Below are 12,767 nucleotides of genomic sequence, written 5' to 3'. Positions count from 1 at the left end.
AGTAGGCGCATTCCTGTTTGAAAGATTTTCAGGTGCTTGAAAAAAAAGCCCTATAAACCTACGACCAGGTACTCGTGATGAAAATGAGTCCTGGTTGTTTTGATTATTGACTAAATTTACATCAAAAAATTGTAACAATTAAAGCAATGTACACAATATTAAAAGCCAATTATTACACGTTGCCATGCAACAACCGAGATACCTTGAAAATAATGACCATGCAGGAATAGCAACAAAAAAGAGGAACAATCTTGAGGGAAGGAGAGGTGAAAGCCAAGTAGTATTGTTCAATTAAAGGCCATATTGTAGAGTAATTATTGCTAAAATGTCGGTAAACTGAAATGCTTATAGTTAAGCAATAGAGACTTTTTAGAAATTACTAAAAAGGGGGAATTTGATTTGTTATATTATGTAATTGATGCTTTTACAGAAAAAAAATTTGGCGGGAATCCGGCAGGCGTAGTAATCCATGAAAATTTAAACGAAGAGTTTATGCAGAAATTTGCTGCAGAAGTTCGCTTTTCAGAAACAGCATTTATCAAAAAAATAGACAATAAAAATTTTGAAATAAAGTTTTTCACACCAACTTCACAGGCTGAACTTTGTGGACATGCTACCATTGCATCCTTCAAAGCCCTATTAGACAGCCATGCTATTGAAGATAATAATACCTATTATATGAAAACACTCGCTGGCACACTTTCTGTTGAAGTGAATCAATCATTTATAATGATGGAGCAAGCTGAACCTAAGCTAGGAAAAATATTTGATGATTATGATTATTTGTCTGACCTTTTTAAAATTGATAAAAGCCAAATAGGAAATATAAATTTCAATCTAGTACCTCAAGCTGCAAGCACTGGTCTTTGGGATATAATGCTTCCAATAAAAACAAAAGATGCTTTGTATGCTTTAAATCCTGATTTTAAAGCACTTGCTGAATATGCAAAAATCAATTTAGTGGGAGGAGTCCATGCATTTACGCTTGACACAAAAGAAGGAATAGCAGAGAGTAGAAATTTTTGCCCGCTCTACGGAATTGATGAGGAGGCCGCAACAGGTACTTCAAATGGGGCACTAACATATTATCTTTTTAATAACCACGTATTAAATAAATTTAATCAAGAGTACTCCTTCCTTCAAGGATATAGTATGGGCAGACCTTCTATTATCATTACAAAATTAATTAATAAAAATAATCCTAGAGTTATGGTAGGTGGGAAGACAATTATATTGACAAAAGGTAAACTATACTAAACGTCATCTTCATTTACCTGATAAAGTAATCTAGCTTTTTCGCAATCGGGTCTATTACTGAACAACATATGGGTGCGAAACGTTTCCCTATAAATGTTATTCATGAATTGGGAGGGCTGTTATCACAGCCACAACTGATTAACTGAAATTCGGAATGAAACCGTCATGTTGAGCTGAAACGAATTATCTGATACTCCTACATGCATGAACTGGTAATAGACAAGACATGTGTGAAGCTAGGTGAAGTCGACTGAAAAGTACCTAAGTTGCTAAGAAAGGATAGGGTTCTTGATAGGGCAGGATGCTACAAAATGTCTATGGCGAGAATACCTTTCAGGGCTGACAAACTTGCGAACGTACGGGTCTAAAATTGTATTATTTCTGAAAAGGATAAACTGCACAAGTAAAAACAGTCTTCTATAACAATAACCTTGAGTACGTTGTTAATCGAATTTCAAGATACTCCATGCAGTCAGGGAAATGTGCGATAACAGGAGAATTCTTAGTAGCAGAAGAAGTCCATTGTCATCATAGAATCCCTCGCCATATGGGAGGTACAGATGAATTTAAGAATCTCGTAATCGTGCATAGAAATATTCACAAATCTATTGCTATAAATGAGGAGTGAACTAAATATGTATATGAGGAAAGAAACAATTAAAAGGGTCACCCGGTGGAAAGTAACCCTCGGTATCAAAAAAAGGGGATGTGTAAGGCTAAATTAGAATTAACCTACTATAACTATGAGCAACGGATTGGAATGTTAATAGGAGTTATGCAAGAAACTAGCGCCGACAATAATTAGAAGAATGAATAGGACAACGATTAGAGCGAATGATGAATTATTACGCTTGCCATAGTCCATACCATAGTCTTGATTTCCCATAATAACTTCCCTCCTTTCTATAATCTAGAATATGTATAGTTATAGAAAGGAGAAATGGTATTCATCTATTTCCTTTTGAAAAAAATAAATAATCATGTTACGTAGTTTGAGAAAGAGAGTGGTTCGTGTGAAGCTGCATGAAATCCAGTTGAATTAAAAATTCATGATTTTGAATTATAAAAATATTACTGAACGCTTTGAGAAAAAAACTATTAAAAGGGTCACCAGGCTGGGAGCGACCCTTTGGTCATAACAGGAGTGTATAAGGCTGGTAGATTAGCATTGCACTACTATTATAATAGTTTGCAGAAGGGGTTTATGGAGATGATTGTTAGTTGCAAATGTTGAACGCGCTAACCTTCTTTTCATTTCTTACACTTAAAAACTGGAAATATTAATAACCTGTTTGCATGAAAGTTGCGCCGACAATAATTAAAAGAATGAATAGAACAACGATCAGAACGAATGTTGAACTATTGTTCTTGCCATAGTCCATGCCATAGCCTCCACAGTAACTATTATAATTACCTACATTTCCGGAGTATCCCATAAAAATCCCTCCTTTCTACAACCCATAATACGCACAGTTGCTGAAAGGAGAGGGGCTATTCGTCCAATCAATATTTTATTTTTAAAAATAAATAGTCATGTTACGTATTTTAAGGACAATAAAAAAGGGTCAATCGGATGAAAGTGACCCTGTAAAGGAGTGACCTCTTATAACTTAGTCTGCTTCTATTCGGATAGCTTGAATATCTTGACAGTCCACGATAATTGTTGAACCAGGTTCTGTCGTTGGATCATTAAAGAATGCACAACAATCTTTCGGGTCAAAGGTAATAAAAATAACATCTTCTATAACCTGACCTCCAATTAAGAAGAGATCAACTTCAGTCTGAGTTTGTAAACGTCTTAATTGATTACAAACACAACCTTTACAGCGATGGCTGGATTGTTTTTCATGTTTACCACAGGAATCAGAACTAGTTCTAATATTTATAATATCGCCCATTATCTATACCTCCATTTTTATTTTATTAAGGTAATAATAACCTTACTTTATTAATTTATGATTAGACAAAGAAATTTGATTGGCTATTTGTCTATTAAGTAATGATTTAGTTTTACAAAAAAAGAAAATGGTTAATAGACCATTTTAAGATTTCATAAATGTACGTCACAAAGATTTTGTACAGAGTGCGAAACGTTTCCCTATAAATGTCACTCATGAAATGGGAGGGCTGTCATCACAGCCACAACTGATTAATCGAAATTCGGAATGTAAGCCGTCATGTTGAGCTGAAACGAATTATCTAATACTCCTACATGCATGAAATGGTAATAGGCAGGACATGTACGAAGCTAGGTAAAGTCGGCTGAAAAGTACCTAAGTTGCTAATAAAGGATATGGTTCTCGATAGGTAGGGATGCTATAAAGTATCTATGGTGAGAATGCCCGTCAGGACTGACAAACTTACGAATGTAAGGGTCTAAACAATTACTATGCTTGAAAAACATAGTCTGGTTCAATCAGAGTTAAACACCGAAAAGTAACAATGCAGCATATGAAATTCGAGATATTCAACAATGAGAATATAGTTTAACAGGCTCATAGTAAGCACCTAAGGATATATATATGTACAGCTAGGTTAATCGGAACGTTGTAAGCAAGGAACATCCAATCATACGACTATTATCGGGATGGTGGATATAGTGAAAAGTTGAAGAATACCGAAATAGTGATTATTTAGCTACAGACTAAGATGCAATACAATCTAAGTGATAAGTCAATTTCTATCTAGAGAATTACTTCGATTTCATAAAAAAAGCAGTATTTGTATATGTATAAATGCAGCTATAAGTATGACGAATGGAATAAAATTGTTCAACACTTGGAATTAGAGAAAATTGAAATTGAAGGATAATAGACAATTCGAACATACGGCGCAACACAGATGACAAAAAAACTTAGCAGAATAATTAATGAATTTCAAATTATATGAGCCAATATCTAAGCACATCTATTAGATATTGGCTTTGCAGAAGTGCACTTGCTATGGTCGGTTCCAAATAAATGTTGTAACAATATACGGCAAAAGTATGGCGATGACAAAAATGAATAAATTACCATATAACCCTATTATTTTCAATTTTCCTTTAGAATACAACAAAGCTAAGATAATCCCTATTATAGGTCCTGTAATTAATACGCTTCGCCATACTATACCTGGAACAAGATCAATATTAAACATGGTTAGTGCATAAAAAAGTAAGTTAAAGATAAAAACATAAATTGATAAATGTTTCATAGCTAGGCTCCTTTTTGATTTCAGACTATTTATAATATACGTATAATACTGTCGTTAAGTTTCGATCGTGAACTTTTTATTTTTAATGAAGAAGCTTATTGTTAATACGAACTGTTAGGAATTTGAGACGTATTCCGAAATAATGTGCATTAGAAGAAAAGGTTCTTCTTCAACTAATGGGGTGCATTAATTAAAGATCATTGAGTTGCATAGGCAGCTCTTTTTTCTTTTATTGAACTAACGAAGGGAGTTTAGTTGAAGAAGGAATTAAAAACTTATGTCTTCAAAGGAACATCTTTGACGCAAAGATTAAAGGCAAATCCATAGACGGTTTCCTAAATAATTTTAAAATTTTTGAACGAAATGAAGCATTGCTGAGTCTAATTAAGGAAGGAGGCGAAAAGGATGGAATTTGAAATCGTGCAGCGTGCTATTCGTGGGGATCATCAAGCGATACTTTCACTTATTGAAATGGATGAAGATATTTTATATCGCATGGCTTTTACATATCTGAAAAATGAGCAAGACGCTTTAGACGTGATGCAGGACCTGGTTTACAAGGCACTGAAAAAAATGCATACCGTTAAACAGTACGAATATGCCAGAACATGGCTCGTGCGCGTCTTAATCAATTGTTGTAAAGACCATTTGCGAACACGCCAACCAACCGTTCCAATTGAGGAACATCACCTATATGAAGGGGCCATCTATTCTGATATGGAACGGTTATTGGAACATTTATCCTTGTCGGAGCAGCAACTCGTCTATATGAAATATTTTCAGCAACTAAAAAACAAAGAAATTGCTGAGCTAAATCAAATTCCGGAGGGTACTGTAAAGTCTAAGCTTCATCACATACTAAAGAAGCTTAGAAACTTCGCTGGAGAAAAGGAGGACTGGCTATGAGTAAACTACCGATTGACGTTCCAAAGGAGAAACTTCAACAAGTTCGGATGGATATGTTTCGTAAAGTTCAACGAGAAAAAAGAGCAAAGAAGCGCATTGTTTCGGTTGCAATAGCCTCTTTGTTTTGCTTAAGCCTTTTATTTTCAATTCGTGTTTCTCCTACGATTGCTAGCCATGTTGCAAAAATACCTGGCTTTCAAGAAATTGTATCAGCGGTTGTAAGAGATAAAGGGATAAAAGATATTGTGGATAATGAATACTATAAAGAAATCAATGTTACGCAGTCTAAAAATGGCCTATCGCTTACATTGCAAGGCGTGATTGCAGATAGCTCGGGATTAGTACTTTACTATGACGCCGATGGCTCATTTGATATTTCGGAATTACAGTTGGAGGAAGTTCAATTGTTCCAAGGGGACGAAAAAATTAAAGGCGGAGGTTCATTTACAAGCAATCAATCACATCAAACACACATCTCTTCTTCAGTAGAATATGGTTTTTCAGAGCCTTTCGCTTATACTTCAAAGGATTTTAAAGTGGTTTTTCGTTTTTATGAAAAAGATAAGGGGAACATTGAAATTACGATACCGTTTTCACTACAAAACGAAATCGTAAAGGAGAAAACTATTACTGCGAATCGTACTGTAGATGTCGAGGGTCAGAAATTTACGATTACAAAAATTCACCGTTCTCCATTAAAAACGACACTCGATATTGAAGTAGATGAAGCGAATACGATGCAAATTTTATCGCTTGATGATATTGCGGTCGAAACGGAAAATGGGGAGCGAAGAGAAGGCATTAAATACGGCATGGCAATGGACAGAAATATTCACGACGGTAAATTCACGGTATATTTGCAAAGTAATTATTTCCATGATTCAGATTCACTCAAAATATTAATTGGAGCTGTTCATGCCGTTCCAAAGGGCGAGGATTTTATCGAAGTTGATTTTGGTACAAAAGAAGTACTCACGAAGCCTGATTATTTGGATTGGGATATTTCTGTAACGCAGCAAAGTGTATCAGTTGCTGCAAAGAAATGGGATGATAGAACGCGACATACGTTTCTAAATAGCGCTGTAAAAGCAGATGGCACGACGTTAAAATATACAGGTGGCTCGTTCTCAGATGATGACCAGTACCTATTTGCGACGGAGAACTTTGAAAATTATGATGGCAAAGCAAAAATATATCTAAGCTATTACTTCAATCCTATTGGAAAAAATATTGAACTGAATATTCCATTGAAATAAAGTACAGGTGTTCAAAAAGGCTCTCCTTTTTGAATATCTTTTTAATTTTTCCATATTTATTGTAATATTCCTGTATTGGCTTTGGGGAAAGCCTACCGAATAACATGCTACTAGGTTATCTTGATTACAGTATGTGCTGAAGTTATCGCGATTGGAAATGCAATTTCAAACGGAGAAAGATACTTTGATACAATTGTTGCCGTTAGACATCCTTATTCTGTTGAGAAAAATAGAGAGTTAAGAGTAGTTAGTCCATTATTCGTAAGAGATTTTTAGCTATGCCTTTATTAACATTTATTTTTCTGACATTATTTAGTGAAAATACAATATCTTAAATGGTAAAAAATAACTTAGTTTATTAATATTCAGACCTCAACCGACTCTTCGTTGAGGTCTTTTTAATGCACTTATAAATATTGTCATCTTATCACCATGTCATTCGAGAAATATTTTATTCGAATTAATATGATTATTAATAGTCAATAGGGTATTTCAATAGTGGATTACTTGTACATGTAAGGGCAAGTAATCCATGTTCCGCTTTTTTTTATAAGAAACTGAACCCTTGACTTAAAAGCTGCTTTCTAAAAGATTGTTGTTATTCAACTAACGAGGAAGTTTGTGGACATAATATATCAAAAACCTCACACAATAAAAAAAAGTAATTTTGTGGGCTATTTTTATGATTGCCGCTACAAAAAATGCAAAGGTGGAGAACTAAAGATCCTCTGACAGAAAAACATTATTTTCATCAAGTTTTTAGGTTAGCAGATGGAATCGAGGAGTTTTTTGACCGTAATTCCAATTGTTAATTGAAGGTCTCATAAAACGATGATCTTGTTCCACAATTTTTTTTAGATACTGTATTTGTCGTACTTGTATGCCTTGTCGCATACTTTTTTTTCTTTTAACTATTGAATCGCAAGTTAAAAAACTGTTATAGTGAAATTGTTTGTCTGACGTCTGACTAATTATTTTCTCGTTAAGATCTTTGGCTGTTCTTCAAATTTCGATATTGGAACATAATGAGCGAAAGAATGACTTTGTAGTCTGGGTTCGAACGCCCGAAAATTATCATTTATATTTATGGAGGAACTTATGAGATACTTAATATCCTTTTGTGGATTGTTACTTGTTTTTGCTTTAGCTCTGTTAATGAGTAAAAACAAAAAAGAAATAAAATATAAAAATATAATTATGATGTTAATCATCCAATTTCTATTGGCAGCATTACTGCTAAATACAAAATTTGGTTATGTTTTAATTAAAGGAATAACAAATGTATTTGATCATTTATTGTCTTACGCAAATACGGGCATATCATTTGTTTTTGGAGGTTTAGCGAATATAGGAGAATATTCCTTCTTCCTAGGTGTATTATTACCGATTGTCTTTATATCGGTATTGATAGGGATCTTGCAGCATTTTAAAATTCTTCCTTTCTTCATGAAATGGATAGGTTTCCTATTAAGTAAAGTAAGTGGCATGGGGAAATTGGAATCCTATAATGCTGTTGCTTCTGCAATGGTAGGTCAATCTGAAGTATTCATTACTGTAAAGAAACAATTAGATAAGATTGCTCCACAGCGCATGTATACATTATGCGCATCAGCAATGTCGACCGTTTCGATGTCAGTTGTTGGAGCATACATGACGATGATTGAACCAAAATATGTAGTAACGGCAATTGTGTTGAACTTGTTTGGTGGATTTATTATTGTTTCAATCATTAATCCGTATACAGTAGAAGAAAGCGAAGATATCTTAACGATTGAAGATGAGCATAAGCAATCTTTCTTTCAAATGCTTGGAGAATATATCATGGATGGATTTAAAGTAGCCATCATTGTTGGCGCTATGCTTATCGGTTTCGTAGCATTAATGGATTTAATCAATTCACTATTTGAAATGATTATCGGTATATCTTTCCAAGAAATATTGGGTTATATCTTTGCACCAATCGCTTTCCTAATGGGTGTACCATGGGCAGATGCTATTTCTGCCGGAGGAATTATGGCCACCAAATTAGTAACAAATGAATTTGTTGCAATGATAAGCCTTGGAGAAGTAGCTAATTCTATGAGTGCACATACACTGGGCATTATTTCTGTATTTCTTGTATCCTTTGCAAACTTTTCATCTATCGGTATTATTTCTGGAGCAGTAAAAGGGTTGAATGAAAAGCAAGGGAATGTAGTTGCTCGTTTTGGCTTAAAGTTGTTGTATGGGGCCACACTTGTTAGTATTTTAACGGCTATAATTGTTGGTTTGGTTATTTAATTTTAAAAAAGAAGCAGTTGTTGCTATATCGTTTGAACTGCACGCCAATAGTTAGACACATCTATGGGGGGCAGTTTGAGGGAAATACAGTAGGCACGATGCTCGTTGGTCGTTTTCTTATTACCCTTCATGCGATAGAGCTTCAGCCAATCAGGATTAAACTCATCGCATGTCATTTTTGCATCAAAGGTATATGCTTTTTCAGTTCGGCAATTGCTTTTTCAACTCTTTCTCGGGTTTCTCCTTTATTTTTACCACTACGGGTAATTTAGCGACGTTTACCTGTGGCTGGATTATGTGGACCCTCACCTGTACAACGCCCTGTCTTCTTGTTGATCTGCACGAAATGCATTAGTTGTCACCACCTTATTGGATTGCATAGCAAACGGACGTGTCGGATGTTCCCTTTGAAAAGACACTCAGTGTAATAGCTGGGTGTCTTTTGTTGTATTTGAGATTTTTAAAAAATTCTAAAGTATATGTTACTATAATAGTTACGCGCTGTTAATTTAAAGAAATAGAGGGGATTACTATGAATTTAGAGTTTGTATTTACTGATTTTCCTATATTTGAGACTGAGCGTTTCATCTTACGTAAAGCTGTAGAAAAAGATTGTTATGATATTTTTGAACTTTATGCAGATGAAAAAGTGGTTAAATATATGCCTTTCACTCCATTTACTTCTATAGAAGATGCAATCAATGAGTTGAATTGGTATGATAAAATTTTCAAAGAACAGACAGGGTTACGATGGGTAATTGAAGAAGCTGAGTCCAATAAAGTAATTGGAACATGTGGGTTTTTAAATTATGAAAGAGCTCATAATCGTATAGAAATCGGATATGATCTAAATCCAAGTTATTGGGGGAAGGGCGTTATGAAAGAGGCATTAGGCTGTATCATGCATTTTGCCTTTAGTACGATGCATATAAATAAAATTGAAGCGAAAGTTGAACCGGAAAATAATGCATCAATTATTGTTAGAAAAATTGAATTTTTATAAAGAAGGCGTTTTAAGACAACATGAATTTGAAAATGGAAAATATGTTGATCTTGCTATCTTCTCTCAATTAAAAAGTGAATATAAGTAAAAGTTTATAGTTATATAGCTAAAACATTTGGGGAACCGAAGGGTATGTCATTTACGCCTTCAGATGCTACAGGAGGTACACCTTCGATTAATATTTGGTTAAATAACAAAAAAGAAGAAATAAACGAAGAAATGTTTCAACCTTTTATTGATTATTTACAGCATGAATTGAATGTTGAACATGCAGATGTAACTTTTTTGTATGATAATGAAACTGAATGATGGGGTATGGAATTTTAAATAAAGCATGGGGATATATTTTTTCCATGTTTTATTTTTATTTAACCTTCGAGTTAAACAATGCCAAATTAAAAATAGCTTAGCACTAACGGAAAAAGGTGTTCCTTCCATCCTATTTAAAAATATTTGTTAAAGATAAAGTCTGTTTTCTAAAAGAATGTCACTATTCAACTCCCATGAAAGAACATAATCATCTTTCATTTTCTATGGTGAGGTGCTGATTTTTGCGCTTCATGGATGGCTAACGAGGCAGAGTAGTTGAACAAGGAATAAATGTAATCTATGCTTATACAAAAACAGCAGATTTCAAAGAGAAAGAGCTAATATTTGTAAAGGGGATTGCGGTATGACAGAATTTTGGGAATCAAGTTTTATAGAAAATCAAATGATGTGGGGATTTGAACCTTCAGACTCCGCCATCTTGACAAAGGACTTTTTCCTTGAAAAGAGCGTTAAGGATATATTGATTCCTGGTATTGGATATGGTAGAAATGCAAAGGTTTTTATTGACAATGGCATAGATGTTTCAGGTATTGAGATTTCAAATACAGCGATTGAATTGGCAAGGCAAAATGGGCTTAACATTAGTATTTCTCATGGTTCAGTAACGGATATGCCTTTTGATAACAAACTTTATGACGGTATTTTTTGTTATGCACTTATTCACTTATTGAATAATCACGAGAGAGAGAAGCTTATTAAAGATTGCTATAATCAGTTAAAGCCAAACGGATATATGATTTTTACTACTATTTCAAAAGAAGCCCCAATGTTTGGAAAGGGCAAACAACTGGGTAAAGACTATTTCGAGATAATGGAAGGGGTAAAAATGTTTTTTTATGATTCTGACTCGATAAAACAAGAATTTGGAAAATATGGACTGATAGAATTTTCGGAAATTGTTGAGCCGCATAAGAATATGGAAAATAAGCCTCCTTTTAAATTTATAATGGTTAAATGTAAGAAAGAAATATAAAGATAATCATACAAAAAATATAAAAAGTGAATTGTTAGGTGATAGGATGTAGTTATGCTAACGGCTGCTTTCCTTAAATAATAGGAAGCCTTTTTTATGTAACAATCGGGGCAGCATCCCAGTAATATATGAGTGAAAAATTTCCAAACATAAAGACAGAGCTAATTCTACACATTTTGTAGATTGACTTTGTCTTTATGTTTTAACAGCAACAATCTTTGGAAAAACAATGCACAGGCTGTTAAAGAAGGCTTATTCAAGCTTCACATTTGAAGGAATTACAGAAAGGTTCTATGACAACTGATTATTTACTTGGTTTGTACATTACAATTCAGCAACGACGAGATAAATAAGTAATGAAATCCTTACTCTTTTGATTTAAAATGTGTAACATATAACTTACTTGGAAGAGGTGGAAAAATGTTTCCTATTTTAAATACTGATCGATTAGTGTTAAGAGAACTTACAGTTAATGACGCCCAAGCTATTTTAAATTGCTTTTCTAATCCTGATGTATTACGTCATTATGGGCAGAACCCATTGACTAGTTTAGATCAAGTTAAGCAAATCATTAATAATTTTTCAAAGAACTTTGATGAAAAGCGTGGCATTAAATGGGGAATTGAATTAAAAGGGCAAGAAGGTATAATTGGTACTATTGGTTTTCAGGAGTGGTCAACTGAGCATAAAAGAGCTGAAATAAGCTATGCACTTTTTCCAGAGAGTTGGAGAAAAGGGTATGCAATGGAAGCCGTTAATAGAGTAATCTCATTTGGCTTTCAAGAGATGGATTTAGTACGGATAGGGGCAATTGTTTTTACCGAAAATGATGCTTCAAACAAGCTGTTAACAAAAGCAGGCTTTGAAAAAGAAGGCATATTAAAAAAATATATGCATCAAAATAATGTTCCATTTGACACTTATATTTATTCTTTAATAAAGTAAAAATTATCCTAACTCTTATAAAAGACAAGATCCCTCGGGGTGTTTTTATTTTGCCTTAAAAATTGAGTATCCAACACAGTTTCCTCCTCTTCGATTCTTCGGTACTTGTTTTTGAGGTCAAAATTTATTGAGGTTTTGTACAATTTTTCGTTCTGGATAATATATGTTAAAATAGTTATTAATTACATAAATGCGAGTTAAATAATAGTATCAGGGAGGATATTTATGAAAATAGTAGATAATAGATGACTTTGAATTATATGGTCAAATTGAACAAGAAAAATTTTGTTCTAAATGCAAGTTTAATTTAGCATATTACGATGATTTTGATGCTTATTTTTGTCCTAAATGTAATAGTTGGACTGAATCAACATGTAGTGACCCTAATTGCAAATATTGCTCTAATCGACCAGAAACACCTTTAACTCACAAATAGCGTAATTAAACTCCCATGAAAGAACGTAATCATCTTTCATTTTCTGTGGTGTAGTATTAATTTCACACGACATGGATGGCTAACGGCGCAATTTAGTTGTGCGAAATGTTTCTAGTTTAAATTGAGAATGGTCACATTACTCAGGTAAAGGCTAGACAGTTCCTTTCGGAACTGAAGGGTTATATC

At 33.8% G+C, this 12,767-nt stretch carries 12 protein-coding genes and 1 pseudogene; 9 read left to right on the top strand and 4 right to left on the bottom strand.

Going from position 1 to position 12,767, the window contains the following annotated elements; translation table 11 throughout:
- Positions 1-399 precede the first annotated feature (399 nt).
- Both ACQKII_RS17245 and ACQKII_RS17240 read left to right on the top strand, forming a co-directional pair.
- Complete coding sequence (locus ACQKII_RS17245; protein ID WP_427461306.1) at positions 400-1,257, top strand: PhzF family phenazine biosynthesis protein; 858 nt, start codon at positions 400-402, stop codon at positions 1,255-1,257.
- Between the two features lie 427 nt (positions 1,258-1,684).
- Positions 1,685-1,882: pseudogene (locus ACQKII_RS17240) on the top strand (HNH endonuclease); the annotation flags it as partial.
- Between the two features lie 138 nt (positions 1,883-2,020).
- On the opposite strand, the gene ACQKII_RS17235 reads toward ACQKII_RS17240, so the two are convergent.
- The 4 genes from ACQKII_RS17235 to ACQKII_RS17220 all read right to left on the bottom strand — a co-directional run bounded on the left by ACQKII_RS17235 (position 2,021) and on the right by ACQKII_RS17220 (position 4,452).
- Positions 2,021-2,122: a YjcZ family sporulation protein gene (locus ACQKII_RS17235; RefSeq protein WP_427461454.1), complete on the bottom strand. Its 102-nt coding sequence runs from the start codon at positions 2,120-2,122 to the stop codon at positions 2,021-2,023.
- 415 nt (positions 2,123-2,537) lie between these two features.
- A complete protein-coding gene (locus tag ACQKII_RS17230) occupies positions 2,538-2,693 on the bottom strand; it encodes a YjcZ family sporulation protein (protein ID WP_427461304.1) in 156 nt (51 codons plus the stop codon).
- Between the two features lie 174 nt (positions 2,694-2,867).
- Positions 2,868-3,155, bottom strand: coding sequence for a hydrolase (locus ACQKII_RS17225; protein WP_427461302.1), 288 nt, complete (start codon positions 3,153-3,155; stop codon positions 2,868-2,870).
- A 1,042-nt stretch (positions 3,156-4,197) separates the two neighbouring features.
- A complete protein-coding gene (locus ACQKII_RS17220) occupies positions 4,198-4,452 on the bottom strand; it encodes a hypothetical protein (protein ID WP_427461300.1) in 255 nt (84 codons plus the stop codon).
- Positions 4,453-4,857: 405 nt separating this feature from the next.
- Here ACQKII_RS17220 and ACQKII_RS17215 point away from each other — a divergent pair, with 405 nt between their 5' ends.
- From ACQKII_RS17215 to ACQKII_RS17185, 7 genes are all read left to right on the top strand, one after another.
- Positions 4,858-5,358, top strand: coding sequence for a sigma-70 family RNA polymerase sigma factor (locus ACQKII_RS17215; protein ID WP_427461299.1), 501 nt, complete (start codon positions 4,858-4,860; stop codon positions 5,356-5,358).
- On the top strand, positions 5,355-6,614 hold the full coding sequence (locus ACQKII_RS17210) for a DUF4179 domain-containing protein (RefSeq protein WP_427461297.1): 1,260 nt from the start codon (positions 5,355-5,357) through the stop codon (positions 6,612-6,614). Before ACQKII_RS17215 ends, ACQKII_RS17210 begins: the two co-directional genes overlap by 4 nt.
- A 1,098-nt stretch (positions 6,615-7,712) precedes the next feature.
- Positions 7,713-8,894 carry a NupC/NupG family nucleoside CNT transporter gene (locus tag ACQKII_RS17205; RefSeq protein WP_427461295.1) on the top strand — a complete coding sequence of 394 codons (1,182 nt, stop codon included), beginning with the start codon at positions 7,713-7,715 and terminating at the stop codon, positions 8,892-8,894.
- 532 nt (positions 8,895-9,426) lie between these two features.
- Positions 9,427-9,897, top strand: coding sequence for a GNAT family N-acetyltransferase (locus ACQKII_RS17200; protein ID WP_427461293.1), 471 nt, complete (start codon positions 9,427-9,429; stop codon positions 9,895-9,897).
- Positions 9,898-10,029: 132 nt separating this feature from the next.
- The gene (locus tag ACQKII_RS17195; protein WP_427461291.1) at positions 10,030-10,206 is read left to right on the top strand and encodes a hypothetical protein; all 177 of its coding nucleotides are present in this window, start codon (positions 10,030-10,032) and stop codon (positions 10,204-10,206) included.
- Between the two features lie 364 nt (positions 10,207-10,570).
- Complete coding sequence (locus ACQKII_RS17190) at positions 10,571-11,200, top strand: class I SAM-dependent methyltransferase (protein ID WP_427461289.1); 630 nt, start codon at positions 10,571-10,573, stop codon at positions 11,198-11,200.
- Positions 11,201-11,620: 420 nt separating this feature from the next.
- Complete coding sequence (locus ACQKII_RS17185) at positions 11,621-12,145, top strand: GNAT family N-acetyltransferase (protein ID WP_427461287.1); 525 nt, start codon at positions 11,621-11,623, stop codon at positions 12,143-12,145.
- Positions 12,146-12,767 lie beyond the last annotated feature (622 nt).

Source organism: Lysinibacillus sp. NPDC048646, from assembly GCF_050272295.1.
Lineage (GTDB): Bacteria > Bacillota > Bacilli > Bacillales_A > Planococcaceae > Lysinibacillus.
Note: the sequence above shows the minus strand (reverse complement) of the source record. Positions and strands in the feature narration are given on the sequence as shown.